Consider the following 16,306-nt stretch of genomic DNA (forward strand, 5'->3'; position numbering starts at 1 on the left):
ATCCAATTACCAATAAGCCTGCCTTCTTCTCTTGTGAGCGTGTGATTGATCTCTGTTGTGCGCCCAAAGGAAAACAAAGTGCCCCCAGCTGTTAAGCGAACACCGCTTTCATACTCCAACATGCTGTCATCAAGGCGTGACATATTGCATTCAACAGCTTGCACATTATAACCATAGGTCCCACGGCGAAAATCAGAGCGCAAACTTTTGGAAAGATCTGTGATTGCTTCAATGGCTTCAAGGCTTTTGCGTTCAGGCAACTGATCAAAATCAAGTTGAAAGGAATTCCACCATGCCCGCCCCGTCCAAGCGGGTATAAAGCGTGCCGAAATCTCTAACCATCTCAACCCCATCTCTATTGCCGCAAGTGAGCCACGTATCCGCTGCCATTGAAGCCCTTGATCAATCAAATCATAGAGGTTTGGAACATAAGGTGTCAGTTCACCAAGCCCGTATTCTTCAATCAACCACGGCAAGAAACGGGGAGGGCGTGTGATCAGTTTTGCGCGTGAAATCCCCAAAACAGAACCATCAATATCTTGATGAAAATCGCAAGCATCAGCAAGGCGCTTTTCAAATTCCGTCGCGTTTGTGGGAAGGAGGGAGCCAACCATTAGCGCGCCCGCCCTTTAAAGTTTAAGGTGATTTTGCCAATCGATAAGATTTCTTCATCACAAACCATACTGTCTTGTGTTGGGGTAATGGCAATGACTTTCTGAACACCAGGGATCATCAGTTTTGAAATCCACCACGAGAGGCTTAATTCACGACCAATGGCTTGTTCTTGTCTCCACGCTGCTCTTAAATTTTCCTCCATTGTCGTGAGAATTTTCAAGGATGTTTCCGGTAACAGCCAAACATCTGCTTCTAAGTCCAGCACTTTTTTAACAGCAGCATGCACAATAATGGTATCATTGGTCATGATGATATTTTTTCTGTGAAGAGCTTGTGAAACTGTTTGTAAGAGATCTTCAGAGGCTGTTCCTTCTTCATTATTGCCAAAAACAGCAACATAGATGGTTGGGTCTTTGCCTTTACGATAAATAATCGCATCCTTCACACGGCTATCGGCTGTTAAGGCTATAAGCTTGTAATAGGGTTCTGTTCCACTTCCGTTTCCTCCACGGGCATGAAGCTGTATGCGTTCACGATATCTCTCGTCACTTTCCTCTTCCATGCGGGCAATACCATGCCAGTTTCCCAAAGCATCAAGAGATTCACCGGTTGCAAAGTCAAGAATGTTGTTGCGTGCTGCTTCGTTAATACGCTGCCTTAAAAGCAGTTCTCGATAGCTAAAAGCCTCAATGACTTTTACTGCCGGATCACTTTCCAAAAATGTATATTCGGGTAAAAGCTCTTTTAAATGGGTCAGAACAGCAGCGCGGATTTCCTCAAAAGAAAGTTCCGTGATGATTTCTGGTTTTGCAAGCACTCCATTCATTTTATCAATAATCCTTCCATGGTAATGGGCTTGCCTGATGGCAAATAAAGTCCTTCAAAGGATAAAGAAACTTGTCCAGTTTCAAGCATTTGAAAATCAATCTTTTTAAGCTTAAAACGCGGTTCCCATTTGTCTAAAGCCTCGGCAATGGCGGCATAAAGGGCAACGGCAAAACTATTATTCACTGGCGCATCAATAATATCGGCAACGCGTGAACCATAATCACGTCGCATCACCCGTGTGCCAATGCGTGTTGATAAGATATCAATAATCGATTGCCGCAAATGCTCTATGCCAACCAATGGTTTGCCTGTTGTACGGTCCATTCCACTGTTCAATTGGGACCTCCTGTCATAGAGCCACCAGAAGTAACACCGCCATGAACATGTGTTGCTCCTACATTGGTGCCGTTATGCTTTAGTCCACTTGAATGAATGGAAACATTATTCCCAGAATAAAGAGAGAGACTATCATTCGAATTCAGTGAAATGCCATCACCAGCCTTCAAAGAGATGTTGCCTTTTGCGTTTAAATTTATATCGCTTTCTGAAACAATCTTTATGCCTTCCGGTGCGGTAAGCTCTAGCTTGCCACCATCACCTTTTAGTGACACACCATCAGCAATCGTGAGAAGAAATTTTCCACCTGATTTGATATGAATTCCATAAGTATTTTGTTCATCATCATATTCAAGGCTGGTTCCATCAGGGTATATCGTTCGGTGAATGCTGCCCTTATCGGCTGCTTGATTAGCATCTGTATGAATGGAACCCACAATCATCCCTTGCGATAAATCCCCTGATGATGAAACAACAATTACTTGCTCTCCAATATCACGTCCTTCATAAGAACGTGTTTTACCGGCGCGGGCTTGTGTATCTGGAATCCAGTCACTGACAAGATTGCCACTTTTTATCCGATAGCGTGCGTTTTTATGGTCGACATGGCTAATCTTACCCACCACAACCATATTTGCCACACGTCTCTTTAGATCTGTGATTTCTTTATCGCGTCGCTCTAACATGTCCACCTTCAATTTTATGGTATTTGTCTTGGTTTCCCATACCTGTTTCTGGTTTAAAACCGACAAGGGGTTCAACAACTCTTTCGGTTGCATTTCCTTCATAAGGGCAGGGGATATTGGTGACGTAAGTCACGTCAAAGGTTAAAATTGCACCGTGGAGTGCTAGAGCGCCATTATCACCAAAGGCAAAAGCAATATTTTGCAGGCGGCATGTCTCAACGGTGTTGTTAAGATTGGGGTTGGCATGGAAAATCTCTTCAACTTCCCATGCTAATTGGTCAACAAAACGTGCGCCATCTTCACATGTTGCATAGCATTCAACATCTAGCGTTAAAACACGCCGCCTTAAGCCAAAATCATGTCCATCTTCAATGGTTTCATTTTGCGTTGAGATATTAATAGCTGGCATTGCTTCAATAAATAAATTGAAATCACGCATATTGAAAACATTGTCACCAGCTGCCGTCTTTGCTGCTTTGATCAACGCAACAAATGTTTCTCTTATCGTCTCACGGGGGTGCATGGGGGCTCCTGTTCAATTAAGTGCATAAAATGATTGACTAGGATTAATAATGATACTATTATCGGTTATGAGTAATAAAGTTGAAAAAATAATCAGCTTGATGAAAGCATCACCAAAGAACATTAAGTTTTCAGATTTGTTGGCTGTATGTGTCTATTTCTTTGGAGAACCACGGAACAATGGTACAAGTCATTTTGTTTTTAAAACCCCGTGGCTTGGTGACCCCCGTGTGAATATTCAAAAAGATTCTGGTAACAAAGCAAAAGCTTATCAAGTCAAACAAGTCTTACAAGCGATAGAAAGGATGAAACATGAACAATAATCATTATACATATCGTGTTTTGTGGTCGCAAGAAGATGAGGAATATGTCGGATTGTGTGCAGAATTCCCATCCCTTTCATGGTTAGATGCTCAAGCAGAGAAAGCTTTAAAAGGCATTATGGACCTTGTTTCAGAAGTTGTGGAGGACATGCAACATAATGGAGAAGAAGTTCCTGTGCCTTTGTCACATGGTAAATACAGTGGTAAGTTTCAATTAAGAATACCACCAGAACTCCATAGAAAACTTGCAATACAAGCCGCTGAAAATGGTGTGAGTTTAAACAGATACATTTCTTCTAAACTTTGAATCTTTTAAAATTCTATACACATCAAAAGAAATTTAATTTTTATGAAAACCTCTAAATTAAAACAAATGCCCGTTTTTAAGACGGATGAAGAAGCAGAAAACTTTGTTGATACTGCAGACCTTACAGATTATGACTTAACTGGTTTTAAACCCGTTCATTTTGAGTTTTTACCTAAAGAAGCGTCTATGAATATTCGCTTGCCTCAAGCGCTTATGAAGGCTTTAAAGGAAAAAGCTAAAAATCAAGCTATCCCTTATACACGCTATGTTAGGCATCTGATTGAACAGGATTTACGAAAAAGTCATCGGAATTAACCCCCTCCCATTTTAAGAACGGGAAGGGGAGTTCTATTTTTTAAATTAAGCAACCTTTTTAATGGGGCTCTCTAAATCTGTTTCGTAAGCTCGCAATAAAGGTAACATAACTGTAGGAAACTCTGAATCGCCAAAATCTGTTAGAACTGTTAAGATTTTAAGTATATTTGGCACCTCATCTTGAAGTTTGAAAATCAAAGCTTTTTCTACCAAACTCATGATGTTAATCAGAGCTGTACACTCTTTTTCATTAATATTTTCATCATTAGAAAACTGATATAAAGCTATCCATAAATCGCATAAGAAGTCGATACTGGTGTTCATTGTAAACCTCCATGGATTTGTTCTCTCAAACAAGCTAATCCTCTAGATGTGATTTTCGTTGAAGGCAGCACCTTTTCTGTACCATCCGGTCTTTGAATTGTAATAGCGGGACAATCCATGAATCCTTTCTTGATCTTGTCCTGATAAGGTAACAGAGGCGCCCCTGGAGCCCGTCGATACACCCAATCATGTTTACGCAAATAATCGGTCAAATCCTTTGGTCGTACTTCCAACATCTTTGCTGCTTCAATAAGACCAAACAAACCATCAGAACGCTTTAAACCTTCCAAAGCTTTTGCTTTTGGAGTCAATTCAGCAATGGTGTTATCCTTTTGCTCGATTTGGCTTTGTAGATGATTCAAAACACCAAGCAATGCCTCGGGTTTAGAGTAGTCAACTTGTGGTGTTGTTACTTGTTTCAAAAGCCGTTCGCATTTGTGAAGGACATTATAAACAAAAACACAATAAAGTCAATATGTTGTGTGAAATTATTTTATATGAATCCACTTAAGAATCCACACTTTTATGCATGATTCATTTGATCATTTTTTATATAAGATTGCCATGTATGAATAGACCATAAAAAGCAAATCATGATGTAAATGTTATAACGCATGTGTGCATTCAAATGAAATGAAAAGCAGATATCATTTATAACAGTTTATAAATTTTATGATACGTTTTTATCACAGCACAAATCACATTGTTTAAAAATTTAGTCGTTTGGAATTATCGATTATACGTTTAAAGAATGGTATGAGTTTTGCTCTTTTTTGAGCGAAACCTTAAAAAGGAATAATCGTTTGAAACTGTCATAAGCTTATAGGTTTAATTTATAAAGATTGCATAAAAGGATTAAGGATAAGATCACTTTTAAAACGCTTACTAAAAGTTAAAAAAACGATAAAGAGGTATTTTATATCTTATGAAATGAAAAGCCTTTTAATGAATAGATTGCAGACTAGTTTTTAAGAACGGAATTATTCGCTTCCACAAAAAAATGGAGGCGGCTAATACCACAGCAGTAAAATACTATTTTACCTTAGATATGGTACTAAAAAACGTTTTAAAAGTTACCATTTAAAAGTACAGAGCACAAATATAGAGCGATTAATTTGCAAAAAAGTTATGTTTAAAAGAAACTTATGAAAGCCTTTCTAAATACTGTTTAAACGTTTGAAACAGATGTTTATAACAGTTTCTAAAGCCTTGCGTATTGATTGTTCTTTTCTCTAAGCTTTCTACATCTTCTAAATTTTTTACATCCCTTAAGTTATTTACATTTTCTAAATTTTCTACATTATGTACATAAAAGTTAATTTGGATATTTTCATCTTTCTTTAAAAAAAGTAAAGGAAGAAGATGATAGTAAATTTCATTATGAACTAAGTTTATATCTAACACATTTTGTTTATAAGGCCCTTCAAAAGATAAATGTGTATTCCACCATTTATCTTTTTCGCCATTTTCTTTTTTAAAAGAATCTTGTGTAAACTGTGGGGTGAAATTCAGTGAAATTTGAGCATGATGTTCATCTTTGCTAAAACTAATGATTTTAACTTCTTCGAATATTTTCAAGTAAGTAATACGTCCAACCCCTTTACATCCTTCTTGAATTTTATAATCACTTTTATAAGAAGAGAAAGATTTGATATTCTCTTTTGTAAATCCATCTCCATTATCAAAAACACTTATAGAAAAAATTGGTTGATTCTCCCACAAATCTGCATTGCCATAAAGTTGGAATAAAATATCAATTTTTGTTGCATGAGCTTGTATAGAGTTAACGATAGATTCCTTAAGAACTGTAACGATATTCGTTTCTGAAGAAAGATCGCGGATTATAGCATTAAGATTGACAAGCATAAGTACACCAATATATTTTATTTATATATCTCGTTGTAATATTTAAATTTTATAATGATATTAAACACACTATTCCTGATGAAAAGTTAATAATTTCTCACCATAAGAGATATTGTATATGCTTGATAACGGTTTTTGTATAGAGGTATTGGACAAGATCTCCACACACTAAAAATAAAGACTAACCAAAATTTGAAAAACTTTATTAGAATCAGAATAAAATACTTATTCTTTCTAAAGGATTTTTCAAATGTTACCCCCTTTGGTAAAACTTTACGCAAACTTCGTATTGTTCGCTCAGAACGCCTCTATAGATATGGCTAAGAAATTAGACATATCTGTATCATTTTTATCTTCTGTAGAAATTGGCAAAAAATCTGTTCCTGTAGGACTGTAGGAAAAGATAATTGAACTCTATGATTTAGATCAAGAGAAGGCTTTACTCTTAAGAAAAGAAGCTTATGTTTGTCGCAAAAGTTTTACAATCAAGACTTCTGATCCGTTGAGGCATGAAGCTGTTGGTGAGTTTGTTAGAAATTTAGAGAATTTTTCACAACAAAACTTAGCAGAATTAAAAGACGTTCTTGAGAAAGTTTGCAAAAAAAGAGGCGTCCTATAGAGATAGGTTGAAAAATCCTATTCCCTTAACTTTATTAAGGCATCCCTCGCAGTAAAAAAGATATGAATTCCAAAAACTTAATAGGAATATAAAGCTATATGGTGGGCNTAACTTTATTAAGGCATCCCTCGCAGTAAAAAAGATATGAATTCCAAAAACTTAATAGGAATATAAAGCTATATGGTGGGCGATGAGAGACTCGAACTCCCGACATCCTCGGTGTAAACGAGGCGCTCTACCAGCTGAGCTAATCGCCCAATGCAATGATCAGCAATTGAATGGAGACTATTTAAGGAAGAATTTTTCTAAACGCAAGAATAAAGATGGGATTTGATAATTTTTTTAAAAAATGCATAATCCTTCTTGACATGAACGCATGAACCCCTTACACGACCGCTTGTACCAAATTAAATTGGTTCGAAAAAAATGCGCGGGTGTAGCTCAGTTGGTTAGAGTGCTGGCCTGTCACGCCGGAGGTCGCGGGTTCGAGCCCCGTCACTCGCGCCATTTCGTGATTCCTTATGAAATTTCCTTTTTAAAATATCCATATGCTATGAGTAATGTGGTGGAGTGTTTGATCGGGGAATAAATATGTTTTTTCTTTCTTTTTATATGGTTTATAAGAATAGGGCTTGCGTCTTTCTTTGCTCTGCGTTACCTATGCCGATAAGAAAAGTATCGCTCTGTATGCCTTTGAAGCAGTATGAATAGAGTTAATAGAGCGATTGTTAAATTTGTCTGTTTGGTCACGCAATATTGAATCATTGTGTTAAACTCAGGCATTTCGTTATGATGGAAGAGGGTTATGGCTTATTTATTGAGCTCTTATTTACCAGTCTTGATTTTCATTATTATATCAGCGGTTATTGCTGGAGTTTTGTTGATTACACCTTACATTGTAGCATATCGTTCTCCCGATCCTGAAAAATTATCGGCTTATGAATGTGGGTTTAATTCATTTAGTGATGCACGCATGAAGTTTGATATTCGTTTCTATTTGGTATCAATTTTATTTATTATTTTTGATCTTGAAGTTGCTTTTCTTTTTCCTTGGGCTGTTTCATTCGAATCAATAGGTATGTTTGGCTTTTGGTCGATGATTGCGTTTTTAGCGATTTTGACTATTGGATTTATATATGAATGGAAAAAAGGAGCCCTTGAATGGAATTAAGATATAATAATTCAACGATTGAGGCTCCAAAACCAAAAGGAATCATTGATCCAAATACTGGTGGGCTGATAGGATCTGAAGATGAGTTTTTTCGTGATATCAATGCTGAATTGTCAGATAAGGGTTTTTTAGTTACCTCGGCAGATGCTTTGATTACTTGGGCACGTACCGGTTCTTTAATGTGGATGAGTTTTGGTTTGGCTTGTTGTGCTATCGAAATGATGCAGTGCTCAATGCCTCATTATGATAATGAGCGTTTTGGATATGCACCACGAGCTTCACCCCGCCAGTCAGATGTGATGGTGGTGGCAGGTACTCTAACAAATAAGATGGCTCCTGCTTTAAGAAAAGTGTACGATCAGATGCCAGAGCCACGTTATGTGATTTCTATGGGATCATGTGCAAACGGTGGGGGATATTATCATTATTCCTATTCAGTAGTGCGGGGATGTGATCGTATCGTGCCTGTCGATATATATGTCCCAGGGTGTCCACCTACAGCAGAGGCATTATTATACGGCATATTGTTGCTACAGAAAAAAATCCGTCGTACCGGATCCATAGAGCGATAGAGAGTTTTCTTGTCATGGTGGATGAAACATTGGTTGAGCTTGCTGCTTATTTGGAAAACAAATTAAAAAATAAGCTTGAAGAGACTGTTCTTGCTTTTGGTGAATTGACCATTGTGGCACGTCTTGATGCAATTATCGATGTCTTAATGTTTGTTCGTGATGATTCTCGTTGTCAATTTATTAATCTTACAGACATTAGTGGTGTGGATTATCCTTCTCGCGATAAGCGCTTTGATGTTTCTTACCAATTGTTATCTCCTCGTGAGAATTTACGCTTACGTGTAAAAGTTCGTACAGATGAAAATACTCCTGTTGCTTCAGCTTGTACAGTTTATCCTGGCGCAGAGTGGTATGAACGTGAAACGTATGATATGTATGGGATTTTATTTTCAGGACATCCGGATTTGAGACGGATTTTAACAGATTATGGGTTTGAAGGATATCCTTTACGCAAAGACTTTCCTGTGACAGGATTTGTTGAATGCCGTTATGATAATGAAGCAAAGAGGGTGATTTATGAGCCTGTTGTTTTGCGCCAAGAGATGCGTAATTTTGATTTTCTTTCTCCTTGGGAAGGAGGACAGTATACTTTGCCATGTGATGGGAAAGCAGATGAAAAAAAATAATATTGGTTTTGATAAGGCATTATATTAGGGTACTGTATTTCTTAAATAATTAAATATTTTTTAGCGTGATAGATTTTTTTGATATTTGATATGAAGTTTTTTAAAAAGCAAGGGGTTGATTGTGGCTGAGGTCAATGTTCGAAACTTTAATATCAATTTTGGTCCGCAGCATCCTGCGGCGCATGGGGTTTTGCGCATGGTTCTGGAGCTGGACGGTGAAGTTGTTGAGCGTGTAGATCCACATATTGGGTTGTTGCATCGCGGTACTGAAAAATTAATGGAAACAAAGACTTATCTCCAAGCTGGTCCTTATCTAGATCGTTTGGATTATGTTGCTCCTATGAATCAGGAACATGCTTTTGTTATTGCTATTGAAAAGTTATTAGATATAAAAGTTCCTAAAAGAGGGCAATTAATACGTGTTTTGTTTTCTGAAATTGGGCGTATTCTTAATCATTTGCTTAATGTAACGACACAGGCAATGGATGTTGGTGCTTTAACACCACCGCTTTGGGGATTTGAGCAACGTGAAAGATTGATGATTTTTTATGAGCGTGCCTGTGGTGCTCGTCTTCATGCAAATTATTTTCGTCCTGGTGGCGTGCATCAAGATTTACCAGAATCTTTAGTTGAGGATATTGGTGATTTTATTGATCCATTTCTTGTTTCTCTCGGAAAACTTGACGCGCTTGTGACCCCAAATCGGATTTTTAAGCAGCGTAATGTGGATATTGGCGTTGTAAGTATTGATGAAGCTTGGGCACGCGGTTTTTCTGGGGTTATGATTCGTGGAGCTGGTGTTCCATGGGATTTGCGTAAAAGTCAGCCTTATGAATGTTACGATGAAATGGAATTCGATATTCCTATAGGTAAAAATAGCGATTGTTATGATCGCTATCTTATTCGTATGGAAGAAATGCGTCAATCAGCGAAAATTATGCGCCAATGTGTGGAACGTTTACTGAGTACTGAAAAAAATGGACCAGTTTCGAGCTTGGATCGCAAAATTGTACCACCGACGCGGAGTGAAATGAAAAGCTCGATGGAAGCACTGATTCATCACTTTAAACTCTATACGGAAGGTTTTCATACACCTCCTGGAGAAGTATATGTTGCTGTGGAAGCTCCGAAGGGTGAGTTTGGTGTTTATCTTGTTTCTGATGGAACCAATAAGCCTTATCGTGTCAAGTTGCGTGCTCCTGGGTTTGCTCATCTCCAAGCTATGGATTTTTTAACCAGAGGTCATATGTTAGCAGATGCTACAGCTATTTTGGGTTCGATTGATATTGTTTTTGGGGAGGTTGATCGCTAATGTCCGTACGCCGTCTTGCAGATGATGTTTATCAGCCCGCTGAGTTTTCTTTTACAAAAGAAAATCAGATATGGGTAAAAAATACCATAAAAAAATATCCTGCAGGGCGTGAGCAGTCTGCTGTAATTCCATTATTAATGCGTGCTCAAGAGCAAGATGGTTGGGTGACACGTGCAGCGATTGAGCATATTGCTCAGATTCTTTCCATGGCTTATATCCGTGTCTTAGAAGTTGCTACTTTTTATACTCAGTTTCAGCTTAAGCCTGTTGGAACAAAAGCGCATATTCAAGTTTGTGGTACAACGCCTTGTATGTTACGTGGTTCTGATGAATTGATTAAAGTTTGTCAGAAAAAAATTCATCATGAACCTTTTGCGACCAATCAGAATGGAACCTTATCATGGGAAGAGGTAGAGTGTCTTGGTGCTTGTGTGAATGCTCCGATGGTTATGATTTTTAAAGATACTTATGAAGATCTTACAGCTGAACGCCTTGAAGAAATTATTGATGCATTTGAAGCAGGTAAGGGTTCTGAGATAGCGGTTGGTCCGCAAAATAGTCGTAAATCGTCGGAACCGATTAGTGGTTTAACTTCTCTTATTGATGATGAGAAAGAAAAAAAGATCTCTCAAGTCTTCACCAAAAAAGGATAAGGAAAGAATGGGGAACATAATTAAGTATTTTTCTTGAGAAAATATTTTATTATTCTACCCATGATGGCAACATTTAACGAAAAGTAAGAAATCTTGAAAAGATATTTAAAAATTGCATTTGAGGAAAAGCGGAAAATGCTATGGGTAATAGAAAAAAAGGTGGGGTATGCTAGCTGATAAAGATCGTATCTTCACCAATATTTATGGTTTAAAAGACAAATCATTAAAGGCTGCGATGTTGCGTGGGCATTGGAATGGTCTGAAAGAAATGATTGACAAAGGTCGTGATTGGATCATTGATGAAGTGAAGGCATCGGGTTTACGCGGTCGTGGTGGTGCTGGTTTTCCTACTGGAATGAAGTGGTCCTTTATGCCAAAGCAGAATGATGGGCGTCCTCATTATTTGGTTGTCAATGCCGATGAATCTGAACCTGGAACTTGTAAAGACCGTGATATTTTACGTCATGACCCCCACACTTTGATTGAAGGATGTGCAATCGCTACTTTTGCTATGGGAGCCAATGTTGCTTTTATTTATATTCGTGGTGAATATATTCGTGAACGTGAAGCGCTTCAAGCTGCCGTTGATGAATGCTATGATGCGGGTTTACTTGGCAAAAAAACGAAATATGGGCATGCTTGTGATATTGTTATTCATCATGGAGCGGGTGCTTATATTTGTGGTGAAGAAACAGCTCTTCTTGAAAGTCTTGAGGGAAAAAAGGGACAACCTCGGCTTAAACCACCATTTCCTGCCAATATGGGGATTTATGGCTGTCCAACAACAGTAAATAATGTAGAGTCTATTGCCGTTGTTCCAACGATTTTGCGGCGGGGTGCTTCGTGGTTTTCATCAATCGGACGAGCAAATAATGTTGGAACGAAATTATTTATGGTTTCAGGGCATGTTAATGCACCTTGTACATTTGAAGACGCTCTTGGTGTTTCATTCCGTGAATTAATTGAAAAACATACGGGTGGTGTTCGTGGTGGATGGAATAATCTTTTAGCAGTTATTCCAGGGGGGGCTTCTTGTCCAGTCGTTCGTGGTGAGGATATGATCGATGCGATCATGGATTTTGATGGGATGCGAGATGTCGGGTCTTCTTTTGGCACAGGGGGAATGATTGTTATGGATAAATCAACCGATATTATCAAGGCAATTTGGCGTATAGCTGCTTTTTTCAAGCACGAGAGTTGTGGTCAGTGTACACCGTGTCGTGAGGGGACGGGATGGATGATGCGTCTTTTAGGGCGTATGGTTGAGGGAAGAGCGCAAAAACGCGAGATTGATCTTTTGTTTGAAGTGTCTAAACAGGTTGAAGGACACACTATTTGTGCGCTTGGTGATGCTGCCGCATGGCCTGTACAGGGGTTGATACGTAATTTTCGTCCAGAAATCGAGCGTAGAATTGATGAATACACGCGAAATGTAGTCCAAAGCAAAAATATTGCTTTAGAAGCGGTTTAATAAAGGATTTTGTTTTAAGAACGACCGAATGCAAATTTTAAGTGGGTTATCCGCAGGTTGGATGGGTGATGATAAATATCAAAGTTGATGGCAAAGAGATTGAAGTTCCTGATTACTACACGTTGCTTCAGGCTGCTGAGGCGGCTGGGGCAGAAATTCCACGTTTTTGTTTTCATGAATCTTTGTCAATTGCTGGAAATTGTCGTATGTGTTTAGTTGAGGTTAAGGGTGGTCCACCAAAACCTCAGGCTTCTTGTGCTATGGGGGTTCGTGATTTACGATTAGGGCCTAACGGTGAGGCACCTGAGATTTTTACCAATACACCGATGGTAAAAAAAGCACGTGAAGGTGTTATGGAATTTCTTCTCATTAATCATCCTTTGGATTGTCCAGTGTGTGATCAAGGGGGAGAGTGTGATCTTCAAGATCAAGCAATGCTTTATGGACGAGATTGTTCTCGTTATACAGAAAATAAACGTGCTGTAGAAGATAAATATATTGGACCTCTTGTCAAAACTGTTATGACACGGTGTATTCATTGTACACGGTGTGTTCGTTTTACAACGGAAGTTGCAGGTATTTCTGAGCTTGGTTTGATCGGTCGTGGTGAAGATGCTGAAATTACGACGTATCTTGAAAAAGCTATGACATCTGAATTACAGGGAAATGTTATTGATCTTTGTCCAGTGGGAGCTCTAACTTCAAAACCTTATGCGTTTCATGCCCGTCCGTGGGAATTGGTAAAAACGGAATCGATTGATGTGATGGATGCGCTTGGTAGTGCTATCCGTATTGATAGCCGCGGCCGTGAAGTTATGCGGATTATGCCGCGTACGAATGAAGATGTAAATGAGGAATGGATCTCTGATAAAACGCGTTTTATTTGGGATGGATTACGGACTCAGCGGCTTGATAAGCCATATGTACGCAAAGATGGAAAGCTTCAACCTGTCAGTTGGACAGAAGCTTTTGCAAAAATTAAAATGGTAATCTCTAAAATTTTTCCAGAAAAAATTGGAGCCATTGCGGGGGATCTTGCTTCTGTTGAAGAAATGTATGCCCTTAAAGCATTATTGAGTTCTTTGGGCTCAACGCTTTTTGATTGTCGTCAAAGAGGGGGGGCTTTATCGCCAGAGTTTGGGCGCTCGAGTTATATTTTTAATCCTACAATTGTAGGTATTGAACAGGCTGATGCACTGCTTATTGTGGGATCTAATCCACGTCATGAAGCAGCTGTTTTAAATGCGCGTATTTTAAAGCGCCAACGGATGGGCAATTTTCCTATTGCATTAATTGGAGAGAAAGTCGATTTACGTTATCCTTATTCTTACCTTGGATCTGGGAGTGATACATTAACGACACTTATTCGTGGAGAGGATGTTTTTTTTAATGTCTTAAAAGAAGCGAAGAGGCCCCTTATTCTTATCGGAGAGGGAGCGGTTTCAGGAAGTGAAGGTTTATCTGTTTTAAAAAGTCTTGCTAAATTAGCTGATAATATAGGTGCTCTTAGTGAGACATGGAATGGGTTTGGGGTTCTTCATAATGCAGCTTCGATTGTTGGAGGGTTGGACATAGGCTTTACTTCTAAGCTTGGGGTTGCAAATATACTTAAAACCTGTGAAGTTCTATTTTTGCTTGGTGCTGATGAAGTAGAATTAGCCAATACAAAAGCTTTTACAGTTTATATTGGGAGCCATGGTGATAATGGTGCACATGCTGCTGACGTTATTTTGCCTGCATCTGCTTACACTGAAAAATCAGGGCTTTATGTGAATACAGAAGGACGTGTTCAAATGACAAATCGGGCTGGTTTTGCTCCAGGTGAAGCAAAAGAAGATTGGGCTATTTTGCGTGCTTTATCGGATATTTTAGGACAAAAGCTCCCTTTTGATTCTCTTTCTCAATTAAGGCAATGCTTGTTTAATGATTATCCACACCTTTGTGCTGTTGATGATATAGTGCCTTCTGATATAAGTGGTCTTAAGGCGCTTGGTTCAAAAATGGTTTCTCTCGAGAGTCAAGCATTTACTTCTATGGTTAAAGATTTTTATTTAACAAATCCGATAGCACGTGCTTCTGCTGTTATGGCTGAATGTTCATCTCTTGCAAAAAACCGTGCTACACAAACAGTAAAGTAAGGCAAAGGAAAAGGAATAATGATGTATGATTTCTTTATGACTTGGCTGTTGCCATTACTCATTATAATCGGAAAAACACTTCTTCTTTTGGTCGTTCTTTTGGTCTTAGTTGCTTATCTTCTTTATGCAGATAGAAAAATTTGGGCAGCGGTACAATTGCGTCGTGGACCAAACGTTGTTGGACCATGGGGTTTGTTACAGTCTTTTGCAGATTTAATTAAATTTGTTGTTAAGGAGCCTATTATCCCTGCAGGTGCAAATAAGGGTGTTTTTCTTTTGGCTCCTTTTGTTTCAGCGACACTTGCTTTATCAACTTGGGCTGTTATTCCTGTCAATGAGGGTTGGGAGATTGCAAAGATTAATGTTGGCTTGCTTTATATTTTAGCCATTTCATCTCTTGAAGTTTATGGTGTTATTATGGGGGGATGGGCATCAAATTCAAAATATCCTTTCTTAGGAGCTCTTCGTTCGGCGGCACAAATGGTTTCTTATGAAGTTTCCATTGGTTTTGTGCTTGTGACTGTCATTTTAATAAGTGGTTCGTTAGATCTCACAACAATTGTTTTTAAACAAACGCACGGGCTTGGTACAACTCTTGGTCTTCCTTTTAACAGTTTTCTCGATTGGAATTGGTTGGTCCTTTTTCCAATGTTTATTATATTTTTTATTTCTGCGCTTGCAGAGACAAATCGTCCTCCATTCGATTTGGTGGAAGCAGAATCCGAACTTGTTGCTGGTCATATGGTAGAATATTCTTCAACGCCTTACATGCTCTTCTTTCTAGGTGAATATGTTGCGATTGTTTTAATGTGCGCATTAACAACCATTCTATTTTTAGGCGGTTGGCTGCCTCCCTTAGATGTTTGGTGGCTTAATTGGGTTCCTGGTATCATTTGGTTTGTTTTAAAAGTCTGTTTTGTATTTTTTTGGTTTGCTATGGTTAAAGCATTTGTTCCACGTTATCGCTATGATCAGCTCATGCGGCTTGGTTGGAAGGTTTTTCTTCCTCTCTCACTAGCAATGGTTGTGATAACTGCTGCTTTTTTAAAGTTTACGGATTTCGTTTAAGAGGAGATTTTACGATGTCAGGTTTTATTCAGGCGGCAAAGTCACTTCTTCTATTGGAATTTGTGAGTGCTTTTTTCTTAGCTATGCGTCAATTTTTTTCACCAAAACCCACGATTAATTATCCTTATGAAAAAGGTTTTGTATCTCAGCGTTTTCGTGGTGAGCATGCATTGCGTCGCTATCCAAATGGTGAAGAACGGTGTATTGCTTGTAAATTATGTGAAGCGATTTGTCCTGCTCAAGCGATTACAATTGAAGCTGGTCCACGGCGCAATGATGGTACACGTAGAACTGTCCGTTATGATATAGACATGGTTAAATGTATCTACTGTGGTTTTTGTCAAGAAGCCTGTCCGGTTGAGGCTATTGTCGAAGGTCCAAATTTTGAGTTTGCGACGGAAACACGTGAAGAACTTTATTATGATAAAGAAAAACTTTTATTGAATGGAGATCGCTGGGAGCGAGAAATTGCTCGAAATATATTGATGGATGCGCCTTATCGTTAAGTGTATCGTTAAATGAGGTGTCGGATATTTTTCCGATAAATTGTAATC

The 16,306-nt window shown here is 38.6% G+C and carries 18 protein-coding genes, 2 tRNA genes and 3 pseudogenes; 14 read left to right on the plus strand and 9 right to left on the minus strand.

Annotation, left to right across the window (positions count from 1 at the left end; all coding sequences use genetic code 11):
* From ACFIMK_RS08755 to ACFIMK_RS08775, 5 genes are all read right to left on the minus strand, one after another.
* On the minus strand, positions 1-614 hold a 614-nt coding region (locus ACFIMK_RS08755), incomplete at its 3' end, for a phage tail protein (protein WP_375682936.1).
* Positions 614-1,441 carry a baseplate J/gp47 family protein gene (locus ACFIMK_RS08760; protein ID WP_375638383.1) on the minus strand — a complete coding sequence of 276 codons (828 nt, stop codon included), beginning with the start codon at positions 1,439-1,441 and terminating at the stop codon, positions 614-616. The genes ACFIMK_RS08755 and ACFIMK_RS08760, both read right to left, overlap by 1 nt.
* Positions 1,438-1,779 (minus strand): GPW/gp25 family protein, encoded by a 342-nt coding sequence (locus ACFIMK_RS08765; protein WP_375682937.1) that lies wholly within the window; start codon positions 1,777-1,779, stop codon positions 1,438-1,440. The genes ACFIMK_RS08760 and ACFIMK_RS08765 overlap by 4 nt, the downstream gene beginning before the upstream one ends.
* Positions 1,776-2,465: a phage baseplate assembly protein V gene (locus ACFIMK_RS08770; protein ID WP_375682938.1), complete on the minus strand. Its 690-nt coding sequence runs from the start codon at positions 2,463-2,465 to the stop codon at positions 1,776-1,778. Before ACFIMK_RS08770 ends, ACFIMK_RS08765 begins: the two co-directional genes overlap by 4 nt.
* On the minus strand, positions 2,446-2,988 hold the full coding sequence (locus tag ACFIMK_RS08775) for a hypothetical protein (protein WP_375638385.1): 543 nt from the start codon (positions 2,986-2,988) through the stop codon (positions 2,446-2,448). Before ACFIMK_RS08775 ends, ACFIMK_RS08770 begins: the two co-directional genes overlap by 20 nt.
* 49 nt (positions 2,989-3,037) lie before the next feature.
* Between ACFIMK_RS08775 and ACFIMK_RS08780 the strand changes: the two genes are divergently transcribed.
* Genes ACFIMK_RS08780 through ACFIMK_RS08790 form a run of 3 tightly spaced genes read left to right on the plus strand, consistent with a single transcriptional unit; the run spans position 3,038 to position 3,932 of the window.
* Positions 3,038-3,310: a toxin HicA gene (locus ACFIMK_RS08780; protein WP_375628353.1), complete on the plus strand. Its 273-nt coding sequence runs from the start codon at positions 3,038-3,040 to the stop codon at positions 3,308-3,310.
* Positions 3,300-3,617, plus strand: coding sequence for a type II toxin-antitoxin system HicB family antitoxin (locus ACFIMK_RS08785; protein WP_004856761.1), 318 nt, complete (start codon positions 3,300-3,302; stop codon positions 3,615-3,617). Before ACFIMK_RS08780 ends, ACFIMK_RS08785 begins: the two co-directional genes overlap by 11 nt.
* A gap of 42 nt (positions 3,618-3,659) precedes the next feature.
* On the plus strand, positions 3,660-3,932 hold the full coding sequence (locus tag ACFIMK_RS08790; RefSeq protein ID WP_375631758.1) for a CopG family antitoxin: 273 nt from the start codon (positions 3,660-3,662) through the stop codon (positions 3,930-3,932).
* A 45-nt stretch (positions 3,933-3,977) separates the two neighbouring features.
* On the opposite strand, the gene ACFIMK_RS08795 is transcribed toward ACFIMK_RS08790, so the two are convergent.
* The 3 genes and pseudogenes from ACFIMK_RS08795 to ACFIMK_RS08805 all read right to left on the minus strand — a co-directional run bounded on the left by ACFIMK_RS08795 (position 3,978) and on the right by ACFIMK_RS08805 (position 6,122).
* Positions 3,978-4,256, minus strand: coding sequence for a hypothetical protein (locus ACFIMK_RS08795; protein ID WP_375638386.1), 279 nt, complete (start codon positions 4,254-4,256; stop codon positions 3,978-3,980).
* Positions 4,253-4,693 (minus strand): annotated as a pseudogene (locus ACFIMK_RS08800) (phage antirepressor KilAC domain-containing protein); the annotation flags it as partial. The gene ACFIMK_RS08795 and the pseudogene ACFIMK_RS08800, both read right to left, overlap by 4 nt.
* Positions 4,694-5,399: 706 nt before the next feature.
* On the minus strand, positions 5,400-6,122 hold the full coding sequence (locus tag ACFIMK_RS08805) for an ATP-binding protein (RefSeq protein ID WP_375638387.1): 723 nt from the start codon (positions 6,120-6,122) through the stop codon (positions 5,400-5,402).
* A gap of 216 nt (positions 6,123-6,338) precedes the next feature.
* On the opposite strand from ACFIMK_RS08805, the pseudogene ACFIMK_RS08810 reads away from it, so the two are divergent.
* Positions 6,339-6,741 (plus strand): annotated as a pseudogene (locus ACFIMK_RS08810) (helix-turn-helix domain-containing protein).
* A gap of 181 nt (positions 6,742-6,922) precedes the next feature.
* On the opposite strand, the gene ACFIMK_RS08815 reads toward ACFIMK_RS08810, so the two are convergent.
* Positions 6,923-6,998: transfer RNA gene (locus tag ACFIMK_RS08815), tRNA-Val, on the minus strand.
* 173 nt (positions 6,999-7,171) lie between these two features.
* Here ACFIMK_RS08815 and ACFIMK_RS08820 point away from each other — a divergent pair.
* From ACFIMK_RS08820 to nuoI, 10 genes and pseudogenes are all read left to right on the plus strand, one after another.
* A tRNA-Asp gene (locus ACFIMK_RS08820) sits at positions 7,172-7,248 on the plus strand.
* A 298-nt stretch (positions 7,249-7,546) separates the two neighbouring features.
* A complete protein-coding gene (locus ACFIMK_RS08825; RefSeq protein ID WP_375632253.1) occupies positions 7,547-7,912 on the plus strand; it encodes an NADH-quinone oxidoreductase subunit A in 366 nt (121 codons plus the stop codon).
* Complete coding sequence (locus ACFIMK_RS08830; RefSeq protein WP_375621224.1) at positions 7,903-8,484, plus strand: NuoB/complex I 20 kDa subunit family protein; 582 nt, start codon at positions 7,903-7,905, stop codon at positions 8,482-8,484. The genes ACFIMK_RS08825 and ACFIMK_RS08830 overlap by 10 nt, the downstream gene beginning before the upstream one ends.
* A 14-nt stretch (positions 8,485-8,498) precedes the next feature.
* Positions 8,499-9,110 carry an NADH-quinone oxidoreductase subunit C gene (locus ACFIMK_RS08835; protein ID WP_375613458.1) on the plus strand — a complete coding sequence of 204 codons (612 nt, stop codon included), beginning with the start codon at positions 8,499-8,501 and terminating at the stop codon, positions 9,108-9,110.
* A gap of 121 nt (positions 9,111-9,231) precedes the next feature.
* Complete coding sequence (locus ACFIMK_RS08840) at positions 9,232-10,422, plus strand: NADH-quinone oxidoreductase subunit D (RefSeq protein ID WP_375682939.1); 1,191 nt, start codon at positions 9,232-9,234, stop codon at positions 10,420-10,422.
* Positions 10,422-11,112 (plus strand): annotated as a pseudogene (nuoE, locus tag ACFIMK_RS08845) (NADH-quinone oxidoreductase subunit NuoE). The gene ACFIMK_RS08840 and the pseudogene nuoE overlap by 1 nt, the downstream one beginning before the upstream one ends.
* Positions 11,113-11,241: 129 nt before the next feature.
* On the plus strand, positions 11,242-12,546 hold the full coding sequence (gene nuoF, locus ACFIMK_RS08850; protein WP_375613456.1) for an NADH-quinone oxidoreductase subunit NuoF: 1,305 nt from the start codon (positions 11,242-11,244) through the stop codon (positions 12,544-12,546).
* Between the two features lie 68 nt (positions 12,547-12,614).
* The gene (gene nuoG / locus ACFIMK_RS08855) at positions 12,615-14,684 is read left to right on the plus strand and encodes an NADH-quinone oxidoreductase subunit NuoG (RefSeq protein WP_375613455.1); all 2,070 of its coding nucleotides are present in this window, start codon (positions 12,615-12,617) and stop codon (positions 14,682-14,684) included.
* Between the two features lie 21 nt (positions 14,685-14,705).
* Entirely contained in the window at positions 14,706-15,752 is a 1,047-nt protein-coding gene (nuoH, locus tag ACFIMK_RS08860; RefSeq protein ID WP_375632259.1) for an NADH-quinone oxidoreductase subunit NuoH, read from the plus strand.
* A 14-nt stretch (positions 15,753-15,766) separates the two neighbouring features.
* Positions 15,767-16,258, plus strand: a complete 492-nt coding sequence (nuoI, locus tag ACFIMK_RS08865) for an NADH-quinone oxidoreductase subunit NuoI (RefSeq protein WP_273723184.1) — start codon at positions 15,767-15,769, stop codon at positions 16,256-16,258.
* Positions 16,259-16,306: the final 48 nt, after the last annotated feature.

Origin of the sequence: Bartonella sp. AP280QHHD, assembly GCF_042196125.1 — a bacterium.
Lineage (GTDB): Bacteria > Pseudomonadota > Alphaproteobacteria > Rhizobiales > Rhizobiaceae > Bartonella.